Source organism: Dorea longicatena (genome assembly GCF_024168045.1).
In the GTDB taxonomy this organism is placed as follows: Bacteria; Bacillota; Clostridia; order Lachnospirales; family Lachnospiraceae; genus Dorea_A.
Genome location: NZ_CP100126.1, coordinates 1,238,759 through 1,263,450 on the forward strand (window position 1 = coordinate 1,238,759; position 24,692 = coordinate 1,263,450).

Here is a 24,692-nt window from a genome sequence, read left to right on the forward strand (position 1 = left end):
GCAATATGAAAAGAAAAAGTATTTTGTTAGTACTTTGTATAGGAATGATTCTGACTTCCTGTGAAAGTAAGATATCGTTAAACAGCACAGATGTAAAAAATGAGAAGAATCAGAAAAACACTACCATGGAAAATCTGGATAAGGGATATAATCTACCAATCGATGAAGACAAGAAAAAGGAAGTTGTGAACGATTGTGAAGAAATTATGGGCATTGTCCGAGACATTTATTCTGAATATAATGGAATACAAGAAGCAGATCAGAACACTGCTGAGCAAATGATGAATCGGATGAAAGAAATTATCAAACAAAATGGAAATCCGGTCATTGGTTCCGATCATTATTCTGTTATGGATAATTATCAGAAGATGGAACAATTTTTAAAATCTGCAGAACAAGAAGAAAAAGGAAGTGTAATTTTATATGAAGCAGATACAGATGGTGGAATTACCAGAAAAGAATATAGTTATGATGGAAAAGAAATGAGTGTGATGTCCGCAAAAATGATCTGGAGTGAGGATACAGAGCCTGTACTTACATACATATCGCTATCAAAAATAAAAGAATGGGCATATACTGAAAATGGGAATTTCTGTTATGAATTATGCGTACCTGAACCACCGGAAGTGACAGAGATTGTAGATGGAAGTTGTATTATCCGGGTAAAGCCTTTGAGTGAGGAGTGTCGGGAATATTCAAAAAAATATGTGAGTACGTTCGGCTATCAGGGAAACAATCTGTTATGTTCAAACTGGAATGCGGAGGATATGCAGGGGTTGGATTATAATGGACTTTATGAATATTTTTATCAAATGAAATATGGAGAAAAATTTACTGCAGAAAAAGAGGTTGTGGGAATTCCAGCAGAAGAGTTCGAAAATGTAATTATGACATATCTTCCTGTTACAAAAGAAGAATTGAAAGAATGGGCGGTCTACGATGAACAAAGTAATATGTTTATCTGGGAACGATTGGGATATGGTAATTATTCACCAACACATTTTGGCTTGTCTTTACCGGAAGTAACAGAAGTCAGGAACAATGAAGATGGAACCATTGTTTTGACAATTCATGCAGTATGTGATTCTGTTGTATGTAATGATGTTGTTATTACACACGAACTTACGATGAAAATTCAGGATGATGGAACGATTCAGTATGTTGGAAACAGGATTTTAGATAATGGTATTGATAATATACCGAGGTATCAGTACCGGTTAGGTAATTTGCAGAATTGATCAGTAGAGAAGAATGAAATAAAGAGAACTGATAACGGGAAATTATGCTATCAGTTCTCTTTATTTATTTCCAAATACCAAGATTAGAAAGTACAGATTCTGTTATTTCGGTAGCTTGACTTCCAGTTGCACCAGAAGAGGATTGAATATTTGTTGCGAAGTAGTAAGTATTATTCGCTGTTTCAATGTATCCGATAAACCAACCATTGACATCTTTACCATTGACACGCCCAGTTCCTGTTTTCCCGTAAAGAGAACCGGAAGAAGTAGTGGAAAGCAGCAGGGCTTTTTTTACTGCCTGGATATTTTTACTGTCAAAATGAAAATTATTTTGATAGAAATCCTGTAACAATTCCACCTGTTCTATGGGTGATATCTTCAGAGAGAAATCTGTCCAATAGAGATTTAGATTTGTTCCAGTATTCTGATTCCCATAGTTTATTGTCTGTAAAAATGTTCTTACAGCTTCAAAACCTGCCTGTGAATCAATTGCCTGAAAATACCAGTTTACGGAATTATGTATAGCCGAGGTTAAATCTTGATCGGCTTCCCATGAATTAAAAGGATATGGTTCTCCATTCCATGTGAAAGTGGAATGTTCCGGTGTAATAATTCCAGATTCCAAGCCAAGTAATGCATCATATATTTTATAAGTCGAATTCGGTGATACACGTGTGGAAGCATGATCCATATTATAAATATTCCATCTATCAGCAGACTGATCATATAAAACAAAACTTCCGGTGTAGTCCCCAAAATTGGAAGAAAGATTTAGCTGAGTAATATTCTTTTCGGTTGTGTCAAAATGATAGCCAGTCTGAACAGAAGCATAAACAGAAAGTATGGGAATGCATCCAATGATGATAGTAGAGACGAATATGCATATAAGATATCCACGAATTTTTTGTTTAAAAGTAGGTTGGTGGAATGATGCAATATTTAAAATGCGTCCTTTTAACTGTTTTATATTTCCACTGATTCCCATAGTAAGAGGGAATGGAGACAGAGCTATTGTTTCGGCAAAGTTAATCAGTGTATTTCCATATGACTTGTATTCTGTTTCTTTCAATAATTGTAATACAGCACTGTCGCAGGCAAGTTCCCGTTCCTGCCGTATTCTTTTTAGAAAATACCAGATTATGGGATTGAACCAGTAGAAAACATTTACTGTATTTATCAAATATCCAATTAGAATATCTTTATGCTTGTAGTGCTGTAGTTCATGAAGAAGCATATATCGAATATCAGTTGCGCTTATAGTTCCAGCGTTAAAATCTGAAATCAAGTGAATTGGAAGATAAATGCGAGGATGCAGGAAACCAGCCAAAACAGGAGATTTCAAAAATGCTGTACTATAAATCGGAATGGTATGCTTGCTGTTCACTTCGTTTAAACATTCTATATAAAGAGCGTTTAGTTCTTCATTTTGAAGAGGTAAAGCAGAACTATGTAAGGCTTTTACTTGTTTTGCTGAGCGGTAGAGAAGAAAAAACATTATGAATATACCGATACTCCAGAAAAATACAAGTAATGTGTGAATAAAAGTTGGTATTTGGGTGCTGACAGAGACAGCAAAATCATTTATTTTATCCAAATTATAACCATTACCAGAAAGAAAAGTGGTTTGAATGTCACCATTGGTACTTGAACTGGCTGTCAGCAAATGTCTCCACGATATAGAAGATGGGGCAGAGTTTATCGGTAAAAAGGGAACAATCAGAACGGCAAGAAATATAATCGAAAGATTATATTGCATACATGCGGATAATTGCCTTTGCAATAAATTTTTTAATCCCAGTAAACTACCTAAAAAAATACAAATGATGGCATTACAGAGTAAAAATCGAAAACTAAAATATATCAAAATATGCTCCTCCCATGGTTAATGATTGGAAAGAAAATCCCGTAAGCTGGCAATGTCTTCTTCAGACAATTTATCATCCTCAATGTAAGAGGCAAGCATAGAAGTGATATTACCATTATAATATCGCTTTAAAAAAGAATTACTTTCCTGCCGAATATATTCGTCTTCCTTGACCAATGGAGTATAGACAAAAACCCGGCTTTGTTTTTCATAGGTTAGTGCTTTTTTAGAAACGAGACGTTTAATCAATGTCTGAATTGTTTTAGGACTCCAACTGGAAATTTGTGTTAATTTTTCAGTAATTTCATTGGTGCTGATTGGTGCGTATTTCCAAACGATTTTCATAACTTCAAATTCAGCTTCTGAAATTTGAGGCAAATTGCTCATGTGACATCCCTCCAAATCTTACGTTTGTAATAAAAATATTATATATTGAAAACGTCTGATCTGTCAATGGAATGAAAAAGCTTGGTTTTATTGATAGACGAGGAAGGTAGTGGATTCCTTTACTGGACTTAGTTAAAGTAATCAGGTAAAATAATATTTAACAGAATGCGGAGTGTGAATATCCGCCTGATTAAAAATACCCAGGACGAAGGAGATAAAATTATGTATGAAATTATGAGTGCAGATGAAGCGATTCGTCTGATTCGGGACGGTGACTGTATCTGTGTCAATTCATTTGTAGGAATAGAGAATCCGACGGAACTTCATGAGGCAATCTACCGAAGATATCAGAAGATGCAGTCACCGACGCATCTGACAATTGTATCGAGTGCAGGGTTTGGTGTCTGGGACGAGGAACATAATGCAGAAAGATATATCAAAGAAGGTGCAGTGGACAAGCTGATCTGTGGTCATTTTGGAGCAATGCTTAGCACGAAAAAATTGGTGCTGGAGGATCGGTTTGAAGCATATAATCTGCCGCTTGGATGTATTTCCCACGCAATCCGTGCACAGGCAGGGGGGCTTCCCGGAGCTCTTTCCAAAGTTGGTCTGGATATTTTTGTAGATCCAAGACGAGAAGGACCTGGAATTAACAGAATTTCTATTGATGACTCACTGGTAAAACATGTTGAAGTGGATGGGGATGAATTTCTGTATTATAAACTTCCAAAGATTACCATTGCGTTGATCAAAGGAACTGCGGCAGACAGAAAAGGCAATATTACATTTGATGATATGTTCATGTCGGGAGATGCGCTTTCTATTTGTCAGGCAGTAAAGGCAAATAGGGGAAAAGTAATTGTGCAGGTAGACAGATTGGTTGATACACCATCCCGACCACGTAATGCCATTATTCCGGGCTGTTTGGTAGATGCAATCGTTGTGACAGAGCCGGAGAAGAGAAACGAAGCATATACTGCACTTACCGGAAGTTTTGAGATTCCTTATAAGGAGTGGCATGCATGGAGCGAAAAGATAGAGAATGTGTCTACGAAGCCACAGAAAAACAGTGTAACCGGAAATATTATCGGCAAAAGAGCGGCGCAGGAACTCAGGGTAGATGATATTGTTAATATTGGGATCGGAATTCCGGAGATGGTATCAAGATATGCACGAAAGTGTGGTATGCTTGATATGGTAACCTTAACAGTAGAATCGGGTGGAATTGGAGGATTTCCGGTATCAGGAGAGGCTTTTGGAGCAATGATCGGGGCAGCATCTGTCTATGATATGGCAAACCAGTTTGATCTGTATGATAATGGCGGACTTGATATCTGTTTTATGGGTGCGTTGGAAGTGGATAGATATGGAAACATCAATGCACATAGAGGTCCCGGAGCTTTTGCCGGAATTGGTGGATTTGCGAATATTACGGCAAAAACACCAACGGTTGTATTCTGTATGACATTTGATGCCAAGGGATTGGATGTTACGCAGGAAAAAGGTGTGGTAACGATTCGGAAAGAAGGAGAGATACCAAAATTTGTAGAGAAGGTCAATAGTGTAAGCTTTTCTGCAAAACGTGCGATTGAAAACGGACAAAAGGTATTGTATGTAACAGAACGATGTGTATTCAGACTGACACCAAAAGGCTTAAAACTGATCGAAGTCTACCCAGGAGTAGATATGCAGAAAGATATTCTGGACAGGCTGCCGTTTGAGGTGGAGATTTAAATTGGGATTTAATTCAGGAAGGCATGATTACCCGGACCTGCATAAAAAGTAGGAAGCCGTTCCTGTTCAGGTTCCGTCGGTGGGAAATACTAAAGCGTCAAAATTATGCTAAAAACGGGCTTCCGAAATTTGCAACTCGCCATTCGGCTCAAACAGGCAAATTTCGAAAACCAAACGCATAATTTTGACGCTTAACTATTTCCAACACCTTCTTCACATTCACTGGAACGGCTTCCTACTTTTTATTCCGTGGGTATCAAATGCCTTACGAATGGTAATTGCGTAACGGTTGTGGCTTCCGCTGGGTTACACTTCCGGGCATTTCATTTATTAACATCCGCTGCCAGTCACGACTTGAAGGAAACAATAGATAAGGATTATTGTGAATGTGGAATGCCGTTAGAAACAATTAGAGAGTCAGAAGCACCGTTAAAGGAACGAAGCGAACGTGTTTGAGGCGAACGCCGAGTTTGAGCGTAGTTCCTTTGCTTTTAGGTGATTCTGACTCTCTTAGTGTTTCTTATGGTATGGAACCTGAACAAGAAGCCTTATCTATTGTTTCCTTCAAGGACTGAGAGGCCGCTTCCCCAGTTAATAAATTAAATCCCAAGAATTACAGAATATCAATATATTCTCCGGCCAAAGCTTTATTCATACTTCTGACTGCACAGAATTTTCCGCACATACTGCAGGTATCACTATGATCATCTTCCGGGCTTCGGCTGTCACGGATAGCTTTGGCTGTTTCAGGGTCTAATGCATAGGCATACTGTGCGTCCCAGTCAAGTTTCTGACGTGCTTCAGCCATTTTATCATCAATATCACGTGCTCCGGGAACACCTTTGGCGATATCGGCAGCATGTGCAGCAATCTTGGAAGCGATGATTCCCTGTTTTACGTCATCTACATTAGGAAGTGCCAGATGTTCTGCAGGTGTTACATAACATAAGAATGCGGCACCATTCATAGCAGCAACTGCACCACCAATAGCGGATGTGATGTGGTCGTAACCAGGAGCGATATCCGTAACAAGAGGGCCAAGTACATAGAACGGAGCACCCATGCAGATACTCTGCTGTACTTTCATGTTGGCAGCAACCTGATCAAGCGGTACATGTCCCGGTCCTTCTACCATTACCTGTACATTGTGATCCCATGCGCGTTTTGTAAGTTCTCCAAGACGCACCAGTTCTTCAATCTGGCATACATCGGTAGCATCGGCCAGACATCCAGGGCGGCATGCATCACCAAGGGAGATCGTAACATCATATTCTTCGCAGATATCAAGAATCTCATCATAGTGTTCGTAGAAAGGATTTTCTTCTCCGGTCATACACATCCATGCAAATACAAGACTTCCGCCGCGGCTTACAATATTCATTTTACGTTTGTGTTTTTTTATCTGTTCAATCGTTTTACGTGTAATTCCGCAGTGAAGTGTGACAAAGTCTACGCCATCTTCTGCGTGAAGACGGACAACGTCGATGAAGTCCTGCGCAGTCAGAGTTGCAAGATCTCTCTGATAGTGGATGACACTGTCGTATACAGGAACCGTACCGATCATAGCAGGGCACTCATGTGTCAGTTTCTGGCGGAATGGCTGTGTGTTACCGTGGCTTGATAAATCCATGATGGCTTCAGCACCAAGCTTTACAGCACTCATAACTTTTTCCATTTCGATATTGTAATCCTTGCAGTCACGGGATACACCAAGGTTTACATTGATCTTGGTACGGAGCATGCTTCCGACACCCTCCGGATCAAGACTGGTGTGATTTTTGTTGGCACAGATTGCAACCTTGCCTTCTGCAACCAGTTTCATAAGTGCTTCTGTTGTCATGTTTTCTTTTTTTGCTACAATCTCAATTTCAGGAGTGACAATTCCTTTTCTTGCAGCATCCATCTGTGTTGTGTAATTTCTCATGTTTTGCCTCCGTTTAAAAAAATAAATATAAGGTTATAATGCGTCAGCAAAAACACACAGATTTCGATGCGGGAAAACATTTCTCTACACAGATCCGCGGTTCATAAAAGAACTATGAAATTACTGACGCCTATATCAGATGGGAAAATCTGATACTTGTGTATGCGGTACAAGGTGGTGTCCCCAATGTACCGTTTCTAAACAACTCTTAACGAGTCGTTTTTATCATAGCCATTGCGCCGCTTTTATTCAGCGCTGTAATCAGCAGAAATGCAAGAATGCTTCCTGCAATAGTAGAAATCAGAAATGGAACTACGTAGACGAAGATCCCGGCAGGAGTGATTCCCATAATATATACTGCAACAGGATAAGCAGCCAGGCCGCCAAGAATTCCTGTGCCGAGTGCCTCTGCAAGACAAGTCAGGCTGAGCTTGTGGCAAATGGAGTATACAAGTCCACAGCAAAGTGCTCCAACCATACTTCCGGGAAAAGCCATCATGCTGCCAAGACCAAGCAGATTTCGTAACAGGCTGGCACAAAATGCAATTCCTACACTGTACCAGGGTCCTAATGTGACTGCTGCCAGAATATTAATAATATGCTGTACAGGTGCACATTTACTGCCTGCAACCGGAAAGCTTAAGAAACTTCCGACGATGGCAAGAGCCGTAAATACACCGGCAAGAGCTAGTCGTCTTGTCCGTGAAGAGTCTGATGATAAAGTTGTGTGTGTCATAAATAAACATTCCTTTCATAAAAAAATACCCTTCATTCATAAAGCGGATGGAGGGTACAAAAAGTAAAAAAAGAAGAGATGCGGGGGCATCTCTGTCAAATCAATACATGGTATGAATCCCTCCGTTGGCATTATCCAAATCAGGTAAAGGGTCGAAACGGAATTACGTTTCCTCTCAGCCGATTTTCTCCAGCTCCCCTGTTTATAAAAAACTTTGTTCAATCGTTATTATAGTCTGGCATATCGGAAAATGCAAGAAAATTTTTCTGCCGGTAAGAAGAAGGGGAGGATTTCATATACTGTTTAAAAAGCCTGGAAAAATATAAGGAATCTTCATATCCTACAGATCTGGAAATTTGGGCAATTGGAAGATCTGTATTCTGCAAAAGTTCACATGCTTTGCGGATACGGTAATCCAGAAGATATTCCTGTGGGGAGAAGCCGGTTGCTTTTTTAAAAAGGCGGTAAAGATAAGTACGTTCCAGTCCGAGAGAATCTGCAATTTCCTGAATGCTGAAAGAATGATCATAATTATTTTCAATGTATTGTAAAGAGTCTTCAACATAAGAACGCTTTTTAGCTTCCGGTGAAATATTTTCCTGCGGATATTTGGTGGCAAGAAGATATAGGTATTCGTACAGGATACTATTGAGTATGAGATCACGATTTTGGGTTAGGTGATAGGCTTCATACATTTTTTCATGGCAAAGGCGGACGCGGTCATCTTTGTCATAATGAAAACATGGATGTTCCAGTAAAGAAGTGCGTTCAAAATACTGACGCATTTTGATCCCCTGAAATCCAATCCATGTATAACTCCATGGATGGTTGTGATCCGCTTCATAATAGATGAGGGTATCCGGTTTGATCAAAAAAGCATCTCCTTCTGAAAGCTGGTAAATCTTACCGTTTGTCTTATAAATTCCTTTCCCTTTTAAAATGTAGTGAATCATATAGCCGCTGCGGATGGCAGGACCATAACTGTGTCCGGGAATACAGGTTTCATATCCACAAGTATAAATCATGGCATCCAGATTTCGGGAAAAATCATTTGAGAATATATAATCTTTCATAGTGTCCACCTTTCAAATATTCAACAAAATCACATAGATAAACAACATAAATCCATATATAATTTAAAATATCAGATTATAATTAGAATTGCAATAAGGAAATGGGAAAGGAGTAGAAAATGCCGATTGTTTACGATAAATCAAGAAAAATTTTTCATTTGCAGGCTGGAGATACAAGTTATATTATGCAGATTGTGAAAGAAAAGTATCTTGTACATTTGTATTGGGGAAGACGCATTTCTTCATATCATGAAAGCAGGAGGATTATCTGGAAAGATCGTGGTTTTGCACCTAATCCGGATGCATCAGATCGAACATTTTCATTAGATACATTACCGCAGGAGTATCCCCAGACAGGAAATGGAGATTTTAGGAATCCAGCATACGGGATACGTCAGGAGAATGGAAGCCGGATTAGTAATCTTGAATATATAGGGTATGAGATTTCAGACGGAAAACCGAAACTTCCAGGCCTTCCAGCATCATCTGGAAGTAAGAAGGATGTACAGACCCTGAAAGTGTATATGGAAGATGCCGTAGCAGGCCTTAAAGTATGTCTTTTATATAGTGCATTTGCCAGCGAGAGCGTTATTACACGTAGCGTCATTTTCCTGAATAAGGGGGAAAAGCCGTTGCATTTGACGAAAATGTTAAGTATGTCAGTAGACATAAGAGAAGATGAATTTGATGTTTTGACCTTGTATGGAGCACACAATAATGAACGTAATATGGATAGGCGGCCTCTTAGTAGTGGAACGGTAAAGATCGAGAGTCTGAGAGGTACAAGCTCGCCACATCAGGCACCGTTTATGGCACTCTTAAGAAAAGGTGCTGATGAAGACCAGGGGGAGGTATTTGCTGCGAATTTTGTTTATAGTGGTAACTTCCTGGCAGAAGTACAAGTAGATCCGTACCGAAATATCAGATTCCAGATGGGAATGAATCCATGGAATGGAGAATGGAAATTAGAAGCAGGAGAGATGTTTCAGACTCCGGAAGTAGTAATGGTATATTCAAAACAGGGGTTGGGAGAAATGTCCCGTACATTTCATAAATTCTATCAAAACCATCTGGTTAGGAGCCCATATGCTAAAAAAGAAAGACCGATTTTGATTAACAATTGGGAAGCAACATTTTTTGATTTTGATGAAGAAAAGCTCTTGTCGCTAGCGAGAAAAGCCGCTTCTGCAGGAATAGAACTATTTGTACTGGATGATGGATGGTTTGGACATCGGGATGCAGATGACAGCTCGCTGGGCGACTGGTTTGTTGATAAAAGAAAACTCCCAAATGGCTTGAAATCACTTGCAGAGAAAATTCATGATATGGGTATGCAATTTGGGCTCTGGTTTGAGCCGGAGATGATATCGCAGGACAGTGAGTTGTACAGAAAACATCCGGATTATGTATTACATACAGAAGAAAGACCGTATACAATCGGACGTGGTCAGTTGGTTTTAGATTTGTCAAGAAAAGAAGTATGTGATTATGTGATTGCAGCTGTCAGACAGATATTAAAGGATAATCCAATTGACTATGTAAAATGGGATATGAACCGTCATCTGACCGATGTGGGAAGTATGTATTTTGAACCAGACCGTCAGGGAGAGATTACACATCGATATGTGTTGGGACTTTATTATATTATGGACGTGTTAACATCGGAATTTTCGGAAATATTATTTGAAAGCTGTTCCAGTGGAGGTGGAAGATTTGATCCGGGAATGCTTTATTATATGCCGCAGACATGGTGTAGCGATAATACGGATGCAGTTTGCCGTATGAAAATCCAATATGCAACATCACTGACTTATCCACCGATCACGATGGGAGCGCATGTAAGTGTTGTTCCGAATCAGCAGACAGGAAGAGTATCTCCGTTGGCTACAAGAGGCTATGTGGCAATGAGTGGAAACTTTGGATACGAATTGGATCTTGGCAACTTAACGGATGAAGAATTAGAATATGTGAAAGAGCAAATTCAGTGTTATAAAATGATTCGCCCGGTTATACAACATGGAGATTTTTATCGGATAAGGAATCCGTTCAATGAAAATCTCGCGGCATGGAACTTTGTGTCGCAAGATCAGAAGCGGGCAGTTGCATTCTTTTTCGAAATATTAAGTCAGCCGGCCGCACCAGTAAGAATTTTAAAATTAAAAGGTTTACATCCGGATAAATTGTATCGTAGATATGATAATGGAGAAATCTACAGTGGAGATGAACTGATGTATTGTGGTATCAGCATTCCGTTGAAAAAAGAGGATTTCAGAGGAGAAATGTATTGCTTTGAAGAGATAGAGAAAGGAGAAGAAAATGGACACTAAAAAAAGAAAACGATATGAAGCTATTGTGCAGCAGGTAATAGAGCTTGCAGGAGGAAAAAAGAATATTCTCGGAATTGCACATTGTGCAACCAGACTAAGACTGGTATTAGAAGATAATGACAGTGCAGATCTTAAAAATATGGAAAATGTAGATTTGGTAAAAGGTGTATTTGTAGCAGGGGATCAGGTACAGATTATCTTTGGCGCCGGACTGGTGAATGATATATGTCAGGTATTGGGAGAGACACTTCATATGGATACCATGAGTCTTGGAGATCTAAAGACAAAAGCAGGACAAAAGATGAATTTTCTTCAGAAAGCGTTGAAGGCATTATCTGATGTGTTTATCGAGATTATGCCGGGAATCCTGGCAGCAGCGCTTCTGACCGGACTCTCAAGCGTGCTTGGAAATATGAAAGCTGTGGAAAGTAATGAGACATTATATGGAATTGCAAGACTGATTAATATTTCGTCAGGTGCGATTTTTGGTTTCCTTCCACTTTGTGTCGCCTATAGTGCAGTGAAACGATTTGGTGGAAGACCAATTATGGGTATTGTAATTGGATGTATCATGTTATCTGGGAGTCTGGCAGATGCTTATGCGGCCGCACAGGGAACTGTAGAAGTAACAACATTACATATTTTCGGACTTGGTGTAGATCTTGTGGGATTTCAGGGTGGAATCATTGTGGCTTTGCTTATGGGACTTGTAACTGCTAAATTAGATATTTTCTTTGAAAGGAAAGTGCCAGAAGTGATCAGACTTTTGGTATCACCACTTCTTACGACATTGGTAAGTTCATTTTTATTATTCCTTTTGATTGGACCAATTGGAAGGGGATTAGCATCAGGAATTACAAATGTACTGGTGTGGATGACCAGAAACTTGGGAATTTTTGGATATGCTGCATTTTCAGGAGTTCAGCAGTTGATTGTTATTACTGGTTTACATCATGTGTTTGGAGCAATTGAATCGCAGCTTTTGGTGGATACTGGAAGAAACTTTCTGAATCCGTTAATGTCTGTAGCAATCATTGCACAGGGTGGAGCAGTACTTGGATATATGGTGAGAAATATGAAAGATGCAAAGGCAAAAGAACTTTGTATTCCAAGTTTTGTTTCTGTATTATTTGGAATCACAGAACCAGCACTTTTTGGCGTGAACATCCGGTATAGATATCCACTGGCAGGAGGCTGTATCGGGGGTGCAGTCGGAGGCGCAATTGTATATATTACAAACCTTGCAGCACTTGGATTTGGAACAACTGTAGTACCAGGAATTGCACTTGCAGATCCGGCACATCATGGATATATGAATTATGTAATTGCACATGTTGTGGCTCTTGGAACTGGATTTTTGATGACACTTATTCTTGGAACTTTATTAGGAAAGAAAAAAGCAACAGTTACAACTACAGATGAAGTGGGTGAAAATATATTTGAAAAGATTCATGTGACAGAGAGAAAAATGGCTGAAACACAAAAGAATGAGATCGCTGCATATGCAGATGGTGTATTGATTCCGATTGAAGAAGTAGATGATGACACATTTGCGCAGAAGGTATTGGGCGATGGAATTGCAATCATACCTGAAAATGGAAATATATACGCTCCGTTTGATGCAGAAGTGGTTATGGTAATGGATACTGGACATGCAATCGGATTGATGGATAAAAATAACAATGAATTTTTGATTCATATTGGAATTAATACAGTTAATCTGAATGGAAAATATTTTGATGTACAGGCAGCTGTTGGTGATCAGGTGAAAATGGGAGATATTCTTGTGACAGAGGATATAGAGAAGATAAAAGCAGAAGGTTATGATATGTCAGTGATGTTAATTGCTACAGATGCAAATGGAAGAAAAATAGAAAAAGAATCTCCGGGCAAAATAAAAAAAGGAGAAAAGATTGCTGAATTGGTATAAGTAATAAAAGTAAGAAAAGCGGAAGCTGGTGTAAAAAACAGTTTCTGCTTTTTGTGTTCTGGTTATTCTTTATTCTATAGATGTCGGATGATTTGATGTATACATGACATAGAAAGGTATGCTAAAATAGAAAAAGATGTTGTTATAAAAACTGTACTGGAAAAGAAGCAGCGTACAGACAGATGTATGGACTGGAGGTTCAAAAAAAGAATGAGAGAGAATAATCTAGAGAGGTTTATCAAAGCGCAGGAGTCAGACTTTAAGACAGCTCTTGCAGAGATTAAGAGTGGACATAAGAGAAGTTGCTGGATGTGGTACATTTTTCCGCAGATTCAGGGGTTGGGGAGTAGTGGTACTGCAATGTACTACGCTATTGAAGACTATGAAGAAGCTAAAGCATATATAGAAAACGCAGTGACAAATGCACATTTAAGAGAGATTTCAGAGGCACTTTTGCAACTGGAATCAGATGATGCAACCAGAGTCATGGGATGGCCTGATGATCTGAAACTGCGTTCGTCAATGACGTTGTTTGCGCTGGCGGCAAAAGAGAATGAAGTCTTTCGGAGAGTACTGGATAAGTTCTTTGATGGAAAATTAGATGCGCAGACAGTAGATATCCTGGATATGGGATATCTGGTGATGAGAATTGATGAACCGGATTTTGGATGTGAAGGAAGACCGGACGGGGTAGAACCAATGGCTAAAGTAACCCTTCTGAAGCTGAAAAGTGAAGAAGAGATTCAGTTAGAGATTCCGGATGCGGAACTTTACCGGAAAGAGATTGTTGAGGGGAGCGAAGTTGCAGTCAGTCCGGATGGAGTCATGATCAAGATGTAAACAGATCAGGGAGCCGGTTCAGAAGACGATAAGTAAATAAGACGGGTAATAATAAGTAATAAAGGGGAGTTTCAGGTGAAAGACAGAGACGAGAAAAAAGAGACCAAGAAGAATGGAAAAGAAGAGAAGGAAGAACTGACCGGTATGGCGGCTGTATGGGATTATCTGAAAACATTTCTGATCATATTCTGTGTTGTATTTGCAATGAACAAACTGGTGTATATCAATGCCGTGATTCCGTCGGAATCTATGCAGAATACGATCATGAAAGGAGACCGGGTGCTGGGGAACCGTCTGGCATATATCAAAGATGATCCGGAGAGATATGACATTGTAATCTTCAAATATCCAGATGATCCGTCCAAGATTTTTATCAAGCGCGTGATCGGACTGCCAGGAGAGACGGTTACCGTGAAAGACGGGAAGATTTACATTGATGGAAAAGAGCAGACACAGGCGGTAAGCTTCTGTCCGGAAGAGATGGCAGGAAGCTTCGGACCTTATGAAGTTCCGGAAGATAGTTATTTTGTAATGGGGGATAACCGGAACAATAGTCTGGATTCCAGATACTGGGATAACACGTATGTAAAGAAAGAGGCAATTCTGGCCAAAGCAGGATTCCGGTACTGGCCGCTTAATAAAGTTGGATTTGTAAATAAATCTGCAGAAAAATAGTTGCAATTGTTTTCTCTGTTTTATATAATGAATAAAGTTTTGCGAGAAAAGGCTCTGAAGCGATATCAGGGTCTTTTCTTGACGTAAACACATAGAAGGCAGCTTGAAGATGAAAGATAGCGATATACACAGATGACGGAAAAGGAGGAAAACAGGATGGAAAAAGATATGACGGCCGGCACTCCCGGGAAGATCATTTTCAATTTTACAATGCCGATCTTTATCGGTAATATTTTTCAGCAGTTTTATAATATGGCAGATACGGTGATCGTCGGGAAATTTGTCGGGAATGCGGCACTGGCGGCGGTAGGAGCATGTGGAACACTGGTATTTCTGATCATTGGATTCCTGCAGGGAGTTACGGCGGGATTTACGGTTGTTACAGCACAGCACTTCGGAGCCGGAAACATGAAGGCGATGAAGAAGTCTGTGGCATCCGGTGCGGTACTTACAGGGATCGTAACCGTTATTCTTACATTGCTGAGCATGATCAGTATGGCGAAGGTGCTGCATCTGATGAATACACCGTCAGACATGTATGGAGAAGCTTACGGATATATTATGGTCATTTGCGGCGGGATTGTGGCACAGGCACTTTACAATTATCTTGCAAGTGTATTAAGGGCACTGGGCGATAGTAAGCGTCCGCTTTATTTTCTTGTGATTGCAGCACTTTTGAATATTGTGCTGGATCTGGTGTTTATCATTGTATTTAGAATGGGAGCGGCAGGGGCAGCCTATGCGACAGTGATCGCACAGGGAATTTCGGGAATCCTGTGTCTGCTATATATTGCAAAGAAGGTTCCTGTACTGCATCTCCATAGAGAAGACTGGGAAATAGATAAGAATCTGGCCGGATGGCAGCTGAAGATCGGACTTCCGATGGCATTCCAATATTCCATCACGGCGATAGGAACGATTGTTGTACAGTCTTGCCTGAATATCCTCGGTTCTACAGCTGCAGCCGGATTTGCGGCAGCAAGCAAGATCGAGCAGGTGTTTACGCAGGCCTACGTTGCGCTTGGTACAACGATGGCGACTTACTGTGCACAGAATATGGGGGCAGGGAAATATACGAGAATCCGTAAAGGATTTAAGAGTGCAACATTGATTGGATTTATTTATGCGGTTGTGACAGGTGTGATTATTTTCTTTGTCGGAAAATATATGACGATATTCTTTGTATCAGAGAATGTAAATCAGATCATGGAATATGTGGATATTTATTTGAGGTGTGTAAGCGTGTCATTCCTGCCTCTTGTTATTGTTAATTTGTATAGAAACGGAATTCAGGGAATGGGATATGGACTGCTTCCGATGACAGCGGGGATTGCAGAACTTGTCGGACGGAGCGGTGCATCGCTGATTGCATCACATTTTGGCAGCTATATGGGAATCTGTCTAGCATCTCCGGCGGCATGGGTGCTGGCGGGAACACTTCTTCTTATTATGTACTTTGAGATCATGAAAGGAAAGAAAGACAGAAATTTGAAAAATAGATAGAAAACTGAAAAGCAACTTGTTATAATAAAATGTACGAATAAACATAGAAACATTGATGGGTGAAACAGCATGAATCAAAGAGTAATAAAAAAAGTCCGCTGTAATATCTGTTCAGCGGGATGTCCGATCGATGCTTATGTAGAAGAAGGAACGCTTGTGTCGGTAGAAGGCAGCCGGGATCTTCCGGGACAGAGTGGGGGATTGTGTTCCAAAGGAGCGGCCTCCAGACAGTATGTTTATAACAAAGACAGGATCCTGTATCCGATGAAACGGATCGGAAAAAAAGGAAGCGGGGAATTCGAACGAGTATCCTGGGATGAAGCGTATCGGATGATTTCTGAGAATCTTCTCAGGGTCAAAAAAGAATATGGTCCTCAGGCGACAGCGTTTTATGCGGGATATCCGAAATGGTACAGACCGGCACTTCTGCGGCTTTCCAATGCTTACGGGTCTCCGAATTACTGTACAGAATCTAGTACCTGTTTTCAGTCGGCGGCAATGGCATGGAGATCCATTTATGGAAATGACATCTGCTTTCCGGATCTGATGCATGCACAGACGGTTCTGGTATGGAGTAACAATCTGTATCATTCCAATGCAGGGATGGCAAGATCTTATCAGGCTTTGAAAGCACGTGGGGCGAAGATCATAGCCGTAGATCCAAGAGAGACCGTAACGACACAGGCGGCGGATATCCACTTGAAATTGCTGCCTGGAACAGATGGGGCACTGGCGTTGTCTATGGCGCAGGTGATCATAGAAGAAGGTCTGTATGATAAAGAATTTGTAGAAACATATGTATATGGTTTTGAGGAGTATCAGGCATATGTGAATCAGTTTCCGCCGGAAAAAGCAGAGAAGATTACCGGTGTAGATAAAGAACTGATCCGTGAGGCTGCCAGAATGTATGCATCTAACGGGCCGGCAGGCATAATGTTTTCAGCGTCGCCGGTTGTACATAATATTAACGGAATGCAGAATTACCGGGCAGTGATGTGTCTGATCGCACTTACCGGCAATTATGATATCCCGGGCGGCAATCCGTCAAGACCGGGTCCGGTGTCTCCTTGCAATGAATACGGAAAAGTAAAACGGTTGGATACGATAGAAGCCATCGGTGAGAAAGATTTTCCGGCATGGTTTGATCTCCCGTGTGAGGAAGCGCAGTGTACAAGAATTGCAGATTATATTCTGAAGGAAGAACCATATGCGCTGAAAGCTGTGGTGGGATTCGGTCTGAACCACAGAATGTGGCCGGAACCGGAATATTTTCAGAAGGCGTTAGAAGCATTGGATTTTTATGTGAATGTAGATCTGTTTTTTTCAGATTCAAGCAAGATGGCAGACCTGGTTCTTCCGGCAGCGTCTTCCTTTGAACGAGATGTTGTGCTGAATGGACGGGGAGGAATGTTCTTCCTGTCAGAAAAAGCAATCGAACCGGTCGGAGAGGCGAAGAATGATATTGAGATCATGATCGGCATGCTTCGTGCCATGCAGTTACATGATGAAGCATTGGAACATGGCTATGAGAAATATATGGAATATATTCTGGAGCCATCCGGTGTCACACTGGAGGAATTGCGGGCGCATCCGGAAGGGGTAAAAGGACGTGTGATCATTCCGCCGGCATTTAAGAGATATGAAAAAGAAGGCTTTCATACACCATCCGGTAAGGTGGAATTTGTATCACAGATACTCGAACGTTACAAAGACAGCCACGGATATTCCGGACTTCCGGAATACAGAGATTTCCGTGAGGTGTCAGGCATGGACAGGGAAGCATATCCACTGATTCTGAATACCGGTTCCAGAAAACCACAGCTTTTCCATGCAAGAACATACCGGGTACCGTGGCTTGCAGGACTTGAAAAGGCAACACTGGTAGAGATCCATCCGGAAGATGCGAAAAAGTATGGTATTGCAGATGGTGACATGGTGAGGGTATCTTCCCCGGTGGGAAGTATCTGCGGAATTGCGGCGGTTTACCTGAACAGCCAGCCGGGAATTGTACACGTCTATCATGGCAATGCAAAGGGTGAGGCAAATGATCTGATAGACAGAAATTATCTGGATCCAATTTCAGGATTCCCGGGATATAAAAGTTATTTCTGTAAAATCGAGAAAGAAAAAGGCGAGGTGAAGGCATGAGTTACCGATTAAAATTTGATCCGGATAAATGTGTCGGCTGTTATGCCTGTCATATAGCCTGTCTGGATGCACACCATGATGTGGAAGATGTAGATGCAAAGAGCCATCGGACGGTCAAAAAGGTAGTGAAAAATCAGTTTGAAAAGAATATCTGTCCGGGCTGTGATCACTGCGGTATCTGTATCAAAGCCTGTCCGGTGCAGGCAATTTACAAAGATCCGAAGACTGGATTTGTACTGACAGACAAAGAAAAATGTATTGGATGTCATGCCTGCGAAAAGGTCTGCCCGAAAGACGTGATCCATTTTGACAAGGACGGAAAAATGAAAAAGTGTGACGGGTGTATTGAAAGAATCAGGGAAGGGCGGGAACCTGCCTGCGTCAGAGTCTGTTTTCCCGGTGCGATCACACTGGAATAAAGACGAATAGATAAAAAGGTGAGACTGATAAAAGTAAGAATAGATGAAACTGGATAAAGCTAAGTAAAGAGAGATAAGGATAAAGGCGTATGTTAAAAATCAAGGAATATGTGAAGGCAGAAAGTCTGGAACAGGCATATGAACTGAACCAGAAGAGGACGAACTGCATTCTGGGCGGCATGTTGTGGCTTAAGATGTCGAACCGGAATGTACAGAAAGCGATTGATCTGTCCGGACTTGGTCTGAATCAGATCGAAGAGACAGAAGAAGAATTCCGGATCGGATGTATGACGACACTCCGTGAACTGGAATGTCATGAAAGATTGAACCAGTGGTGTGAAGGCGCAGTAAAAGATGCGGTCAGTGATATTGTCGGCGTACAGTTCCGGAACCTTGCAACGATTGGTGGAAGTATATTCGGACGCTATGGATTTTCGGATGTACTGACGGTGTTTCTTGCAATGGACAGTTACGTAGAACTGTATAAAGGAGGGATTGTTCCATTACAGGAATTTGCGCAGATGAAAAGAGACAATGACATTTTAGTCAGAGTCATTGTAAAAAAGGATCAGAGAAATATGGTCTATCTGGCACATAGAAATTCCAAGACAGATTTTCCGGTATTGACATGTGCGGTTTCAGTAAATGCTGAAAATGGATGCGTATGTATCGGTGCAAGACCGCAGAAGGCGGTCCGACTGGAACTGACAGAAGCAGTCAGAGAAAAAGTATGGAGCGGTGTCTGTACTGAAGAAGAGATGAAGAAAGAGGCAGAATGCATTGCTTCACAGGTGAAGACGGACAGTAATATGCGCGCCGGCAAAGAATACAGAAGCCGTCTGGCATATGTTCTGATCCACAGGACATTGGAAGCACTGAATACAAAAGGAGGAGATCAGTAGGATATGAAAGTAAAGATTCTTTTAAATGGGACAATGAGAGAAGCGGAAATATCCAGCGATCAGCTTCTGATCGATTTTGTCAGAGATCATGGATGCTATAGTGTAAAACGTGGATGTGAGACGTCGAACTGCGGCCTGTGTACAGTGTTTGTAGATGATAAACCGGTATTATCCTGTTCGATGCTGACAGCCAGAGTCGACGGATGCAAGGTAGATACGTTAGAAGGACTTCAGGAAGAAGCAAAAGAATTCGGTGCATTTGTTGCAGATCAGGGTGCAGAACAGTGCGGTTTCTGCAATCCGGGAATGATCATGAATGCAATTGCCATGTTCCGCGAGAATCCGGAGCCGACAAGAGAAGAGATCAAGGCATATCTTGCGGGAAATCTTTGCAGATGTTCCGGATATGAAGGACAGCTTCGTGCAATGGAAGCATTTATCGAATACAGAAAGAAAGGAGAAAGATCATGAAAGCAGTCGGACAACCGATAAGAAAAAAAGATGCAATGGCACTGGTGACAGGAAAACCGGTATTCATGGATGATCTTGCTCCAAAGGACTGCCTGATCGTAAAGGTACTCCGAAGCCCGCATGCCAATGCGATCGTAAAATCAGTAAAGACAGATGTGGCAAAAAGAGTGCCGGGGATTGAAGACGTTTACACATGGGAAGATGTGCCGCAGGAAAGATTTACAACAGCAGGACAGACCTACCCGGAGTTCAGCCCATATGACCGGCTGATCCTGGACCGGCATGTTAGATATGTGGGAGATCCGGTGGCAATCGTTGCAGGTGAGAATGAGGCATGTGTGGATAAAGCGTTAAAGATGCTGAAGGTGGAATACGAAGTGCTTCCGGCAGTTCTGGATTTTCATATGGCAAAAGATGGTGATGTTCTGGTACATCCGGAAGATAACTGGAAAGCACTCTGCAAGGTAGGCGCCGATAATAAGAGAAATCTCTGTGCAAGCGATTCTACGGAAGACGGAGATGTGGATGCAGTGCTGGCAGATTGTGATGAGGTCGTAGAAGGAACTTATCACGTCAGGGCTGCGCAGCAGGCCATGATGGAGACATTCCGTACCACTTGCTTTATGGATGCTTATGGAAGACTGAATATTTTAAGTTCCACGCAGATCGTATATCATGTAAGACGAATCATTTCCAATGCACTTGGAATTCCGAAATCCAGGATCCGTGTCAGTAAGCCAAGGATCGGAGGAGGATTTGGTGCAAAACAGTCGGTTGTGGCTGAATTATTCCCAGCATTTGTTACATGGAAGACCGGGAAAGCATCGAAGATGATCTTTACGAGAGAAGAATCACAGATTGCATCGTCTCCAAGACATGAGATGGAAGTTCATGTACGTCTTGGTGCATCTAGAGAAGGAAAAATCCGTGCGATTGATGTGTATACACTGTCAAATACAGGGGCATATGGAGATCACGGTCCGACAACGGTCGGATTATCGGGACACAAATCCATTCCTTTATATAGTTCTGCAGAAGCACACCGTTTTGCATATGATGTTGTCTATACAAATCACATGGCAGCAGGAGCGTACCGTGGATATGGAGCAACACAGGGAATCTTTGCGGTGGAATCTGCGGTAAATGAGATGGCGCAGAGACTTCATATGGATCCTGTGGAGATCCGTCTTAAGAACATGGTAAGAGAAGGCGACGTTATGCCTGCATATTACGGTGAGACGGCGAAGAGCTGTGCACTTGACCGTTGCCTTGAACGGACTGCGGAGCTGATCGGATGGAAAGATAAATATCCATACAAAGATATGGGAAACGGCAAAGTCAGAAGTGTGGGAATCGCAATGGCTATGCAGGGTTCCGGAATCTCCGGTGTCGATGTAGGATCTGCAACCATTAAGATGAATGATGATGGATTCTATACTCTGATGATCGCAGCGGCAGATATGGGTACCGGATGTGATACGATCCTTGCACAGATGGCGGCAGAATGCCTGGATTGTCCGGTGGGAAATATAGAAGTCCTCGGAGCAGATACGGATTCGTCTCCATACGATTCGGGATCTTATGCGTCAAGTACGACATATGTAACAGGAAAAGCGGTAGAAAAAGCCTGCCAGAAACTGATCGCCAGAATTCTTGAGATTGCATCCGGTATGCTGGATGCACCGGTGGAAGAACTGGAATTTGCAAGCGACCGTGTAGAATGGCCAAAAGCACGGAAGTCTGTATCACTGATAGATATTGGTACGAAATCAATGTGTGGAAATGGCTGTGCACTGGAAGCAACAGAAAGTAACAGTTCACCGACATCACCGCCGCCATTCATGGCAGGAGCTGTGGAGATTGAACTGGACAAAGAGACCGGTCATGTGGAGATATTGGATTATAAAGCGGTTGTGGACTGCGGAACAGTAGTGAATCCAAATCTTGCAAGAGTACAGACCGAGGGTGGTCTGGTACAGGGAATTGGCATGACGCTTTATGAGAACATCCAGTACAATGACAAAGGAACCATGTTGAATAATTCTTTCATGCAGTACAAGATCCCGTCCAGAAGAGATATGGGAAACATCCAGGTGGAATTTGAAAGCAGTTTTGAGCCGACGGGACCGTTCGGAGCAAAATCCATCGGAGAAATCGTAATTAATACTCCTGCACCGGCACTTGCACATGCAATTGCCAATGCGACAGGAATCTGGTTTAAGGAACTTCCGATTACCAGTGAGCAGATTGCAATGGGAGTTTTTGAGAAGGAAGATATAAAATAGATCATATATTAAAAAATATATGTATAAATGACTTGCAATCAGAACGAAAAGTCATTACAATATGGGGTAACGTTTAGAAAAATATGTGGAGGCCGCTAAGATGCAGTTATTAAAAGACAGAATCCGCAAGGATGGAAAGATAAAAGAAGGCAATGTCTTAAAGGTGGACAGCTTTCTCAATCATCAGATGGATGTAAAGCTATTTCAGGAAATCGGGAAGGAATTCAAGAGAAGATTTGAAGGTGAGGAGATTACGAAGATTCTTACGATCGAAGCTTCTGGGATCGGAATCGCATGTGTTGCGGCTGAAGTATTTGATGTACCGGTTGTATTTGCAAAGAAGACACAGACAAAGAATATTGCAGGGGATGTATATACAACAAAGGTAGAATCATTCACACACGGAAGAGTTTATGATATTATCGTTTCCAGAGAATTTCTTGGAAAAGGAGATAAGGTTCTTCTGATTGATGATTTCCTTGCTAACGGGAAAGCACTGGAGGGACTGGCAGAACTGGTTAAAAAGTCAGGAGCCGAGCTGGTCGGAGCTGGTGTTGTGATCGAGAAAGGATTTCAGGTTGGTGGAGATATCATCCGCTCCAAAGGAATTCATCTGGAGTCGCTGGCAATCGTAGAAAGTATGGATGAGAAGACAGGGGAAGTCGTTTTCCGTAATTAACAGCTAAAATTCAAAGGATTTTTTAAGGGAATGTGAGGGTTTCATATTCCCTTTTTTTTATTCCTATGCTATACTTTATGATAAGTATGTGAATGCATAAAGAGAACTTATAGTAAGGAGTAAGAACTTATGAAAAGAGTATTGTTAAAACTCAGCGGGGAAGCTCTCGCAGGCGATAAAAAGACAGGATTTGATGAAGCTACCTGTATGGGTGTTGCAAAACAGGTAAAGCAGCTTGTAGATGATGGGGTACAGGTTGCGATTGTAACAGGTGGTGGTAACTTCTGGAGAGGAAGAACCAGCGAGACGATAGACCGTGTTAAAGCAGACCAGATCGGGATGCTGGCAACAGTTATGAACTGTATTTATGTATCTGATATTTTCCGTTATGCAGGAATGAAGACAGAAGTATTTACACCATTTGTGTGTGGCGCATTTACTACATTGTTTTCTAAAGATGCGGCAGTAGAAGCACTGAATGAAGGAAAAGTTGTGTTCTTCGCAGGCGGAACAGGACATCCATATTTCTCGACAGATACTGGTGCGGTTTTAAGAGCAATTGAGATTGAAGCAGATGCTATGCTTCTTGCAAAAGCAATTGACGGGATTTATGACAGCGATCCGAAGGTTAATCCGGAAGCAAAGAAATATGACGAGATTTCTATTCAGGAAATTATTGATAAGAAGCTGATGGCTGTAGACCTGACAGCATCTATTATGTGTCTGGAGAATAAGATGCCGATGCTGGTATTCGGACTGAATGAAGAGAACAGCATTGTTGAGACGATGAAGGGAACATTTACAGGAACAAAAGTAACAGTATAAGTATTATTATGGATTATTGCGATAAAAGGAGATCACGCTATGAATGAAAGATTAAAAACATTTGAGGAAAAGATGAAAAAAACAATTGGAAATCTGGACGGAGAACTTTCAGCAATCCGTGCAGGACGTGCGAATCCAAATGTGTTAAATAAAATTGTAGTAGACTATTATGGAACACCGACACCAATCCAGCAGGTGGCTAACGTATCTGTACCGGAAGCGCGTATGATCCAGATCCAGCCATGGGAGAAAAGCATGGTAAGAGAGATCGAGAAAGCAATTATGACTTCTGATCTCGGAATCAATCCTACCAATGACGGAACAACTGTACGTCTTCTCTTCCCGGAACTTACAGAGGATCGTAGAAAAGAACTGGTTAAAGATGTTAAGAAAAAAGGGGAAGCTGCAAAAGTTGCAATCCGTAACATCCGTCGTGACGGAATTGATGCAGCTAAGAAATTAAAAGGAACAGATGTCTCAGAAGATGAGATCAAGGACATGGAAGATGATCTGCAGAAACTGACAGATAAATATGTAAAAGAAGTGGATAAAGCTGTAGAATCAAAATCAAAAGAGGTTATGACAGTATAAGATCTGCAACAGATAAAAAGGTATAGAATAAGAAGGGGATAAGATCCAGAGAATCTGGAACTGTCCCCTCTGTTCTTGTATGACTGAAGAGCACTAAAAAGTTTTTTGATTACATAAGTTCGAATGTGTTAGTAGGAGGAA

The 24,692-nt window shown here is 41.4% G+C and carries 20 protein-coding genes and 1 riboswitch; of the genes, 15 read left to right on the forward strand and 5 right to left on the reverse strand.

Going from position 1 to position 24,692, the window contains the following annotated elements; genetic code table 11:
• The first annotated feature begins 5 nt into the window (after nt 1-5).
• Entirely contained in the window at nt 6-1,238 is a 1,233-nt protein-coding gene (locus tag NKF87_RS05890) for a DUF6070 family protein (RefSeq protein ID WP_253584192.1), read from the forward strand.
• 64 nt (nt 1,239-1,302) lie between these two features.
• Here NKF87_RS05890 and NKF87_RS05895 read toward each other — a convergent pair whose 3' ends face one another.
• Both NKF87_RS05895 and NKF87_RS05900 read right to left on the reverse strand, forming a co-directional pair.
• A complete protein-coding gene (locus tag NKF87_RS05895; RefSeq protein ID WP_253584194.1) occupies nt 1,303-3,102 on the reverse strand; it encodes a BlaR1 family beta-lactam sensor/signal transducer in 1,800 nt (599 codons plus the stop codon).
• 18 nt (nt 3,103-3,120) lie between these two features.
• Entirely contained in the window at nt 3,121-3,489 is a 369-nt protein-coding gene (locus NKF87_RS05900) for a BlaI/MecI/CopY family transcriptional regulator (protein ID WP_253584196.1), read from the reverse strand.
• 222 nt (nt 3,490-3,711) lie between these two features.
• On the opposite strand from NKF87_RS05900, the gene NKF87_RS05905 reads away from it, so the two are divergent.
• Nucleotides 3,712-5,223 carry a CoA-transferase gene (locus tag NKF87_RS05905; protein WP_118225532.1) on the forward strand — a complete coding sequence of 504 codons (1,512 nt, stop codon included), beginning with the start codon at nt 3,712-3,714 and terminating at the stop codon, nt 5,221-5,223.
• Between the two features lie 613 nt (nt 5,224-5,836).
• Here NKF87_RS05905 and thiC read toward each other — a convergent pair.
• From thiC to NKF87_RS05920, 3 genes are all read right to left on the reverse strand, one after another.
• Complete coding sequence (thiC, locus tag NKF87_RS05910; protein ID WP_253584198.1) at nt 5,837-7,147, reverse strand: phosphomethylpyrimidine synthase ThiC; 1,311 nt, start codon at nt 7,145-7,147, stop codon at nt 5,837-5,839.
• 208 nt (nt 7,148-7,355) lie between these two features.
• Entirely contained in the window at nt 7,356-7,883 is a 528-nt protein-coding gene (thiW, locus tag NKF87_RS05915; protein ID WP_253584199.1) for an energy coupling factor transporter S component ThiW, read from the reverse strand.
• A gap of 99 nt (nt 7,884-7,982) precedes the next feature.
• A riboswitch (TPP riboswitch) is annotated at nt 7,983-8,093 on the reverse strand.
• Nucleotides 8,094-8,101: 8 nt separating this feature from the next.
• Nucleotides 8,102-8,956: an AraC family transcriptional regulator gene (locus NKF87_RS05920; protein ID WP_118378678.1), complete on the reverse strand. Its 855-nt coding sequence runs from the start codon at nt 8,954-8,956 to the stop codon at nt 8,102-8,104.
• A 119-nt stretch (nt 8,957-9,075) separates the two neighbouring features.
• On the opposite strand from NKF87_RS05920, the gene NKF87_RS05925 reads away from it, so the two are divergent.
• From NKF87_RS05925 to frr, 13 genes are all read left to right on the forward strand, one after another.
• The gene (locus NKF87_RS05925; RefSeq protein ID WP_253584201.1) at nt 9,076-11,283 is read left to right on the forward strand and encodes an alpha-galactosidase; all 2,208 of its coding nucleotides are present in this window, start codon (nt 9,076-9,078) and stop codon (nt 11,281-11,283) included.
• On the forward strand, nt 11,273-13,213 hold the full coding sequence (locus NKF87_RS05930; protein WP_253584203.1) for a PTS beta-glucoside transporter subunit IIBCA: 1,941 nt from the start codon (nt 11,273-11,275) through the stop codon (nt 13,211-13,213). The genes NKF87_RS05925 and NKF87_RS05930 overlap by 11 nt, the downstream gene beginning before the upstream one ends.
• Before the next feature lie 210 nt (nt 13,214-13,423).
• Nucleotides 13,424-14,053, forward strand: a complete 630-nt coding sequence (locus NKF87_RS05935; RefSeq protein ID WP_117598070.1) for a DUF1810 domain-containing protein — start codon at nt 13,424-13,426, stop codon at nt 14,051-14,053.
• A gap of 144 nt (nt 14,054-14,197) precedes the next feature.
• Nucleotides 14,198-14,728, forward strand: a complete 531-nt coding sequence (gene lepB, locus NKF87_RS05940; protein ID WP_117598100.1) for a signal peptidase I — start codon at nt 14,198-14,200, stop codon at nt 14,726-14,728.
• 156 nt (nt 14,729-14,884) lie between these two features.
• Entirely contained in the window at nt 14,885-16,231 is a 1,347-nt protein-coding gene (locus NKF87_RS05945) for an MATE family efflux transporter (RefSeq protein WP_253584205.1), read from the forward strand.
• Between the two features lie 69 nt (nt 16,232-16,300).
• The gene (locus NKF87_RS05950; RefSeq protein ID WP_253584207.1) at nt 16,301-18,379 is read left to right on the forward strand and encodes a molybdopterin-containing oxidoreductase family protein; all 2,079 of its coding nucleotides are present in this window, start codon (nt 16,301-16,303) and stop codon (nt 18,377-18,379) included.
• Nucleotides 18,376-18,798 carry a 4Fe-4S dicluster domain-containing protein gene (locus NKF87_RS05955; RefSeq protein WP_253584209.1) on the forward strand — a complete coding sequence of 141 codons (423 nt, stop codon included), beginning with the start codon at nt 18,376-18,378 and terminating at the stop codon, nt 18,796-18,798. Before NKF87_RS05950 ends, NKF87_RS05955 begins: the two co-directional genes overlap by 4 nt.
• A gap of 89 nt (nt 18,799-18,887) precedes the next feature.
• Nucleotides 18,888-19,700 carry an FAD binding domain-containing protein gene (locus NKF87_RS05960; protein WP_253584211.1) on the forward strand — a complete coding sequence of 271 codons (813 nt, stop codon included), beginning with the start codon at nt 18,888-18,890 and terminating at the stop codon, nt 19,698-19,700.
• 3 nt (nt 19,701-19,703) lie between these two features.
• The gene (locus NKF87_RS05965; RefSeq protein WP_006426855.1) at nt 19,704-20,171 is read left to right on the forward strand and encodes a (2Fe-2S)-binding protein; all 468 of its coding nucleotides are present in this window, start codon (nt 19,704-19,706) and stop codon (nt 20,169-20,171) included.
• A complete protein-coding gene (locus NKF87_RS05970; protein WP_253584213.1) occupies nt 20,168-22,456 on the forward strand; it encodes a xanthine dehydrogenase family protein molybdopterin-binding subunit in 2,289 nt (762 codons plus the stop codon). The genes NKF87_RS05965 and NKF87_RS05970 overlap by 4 nt, the downstream gene beginning before the upstream one ends.
• 100 nt (nt 22,457-22,556) lie before the next feature.
• Nucleotides 22,557-23,135 carry a xanthine phosphoribosyltransferase gene (locus tag NKF87_RS05975; RefSeq protein WP_028086240.1) on the forward strand — a complete coding sequence of 193 codons (579 nt, stop codon included), beginning with the start codon at nt 22,557-22,559 and terminating at the stop codon, nt 23,133-23,135.
• A 129-nt stretch (nt 23,136-23,264) separates the two neighbouring features.
• Nucleotides 23,265-23,960 carry a UMP kinase gene (gene pyrH / locus NKF87_RS05980; protein ID WP_006426852.1) on the forward strand — a complete coding sequence of 232 codons (696 nt, stop codon included), beginning with the start codon at nt 23,265-23,267 and terminating at the stop codon, nt 23,958-23,960.
• A 39-nt stretch (nt 23,961-23,999) separates the two neighbouring features.
• Entirely contained in the window at nt 24,000-24,551 is a 552-nt protein-coding gene (gene frr / locus NKF87_RS05985) for a ribosome recycling factor (protein ID WP_028086241.1), read from the forward strand.
• Nucleotides 24,552-24,692 lie beyond the last annotated feature (141 nt).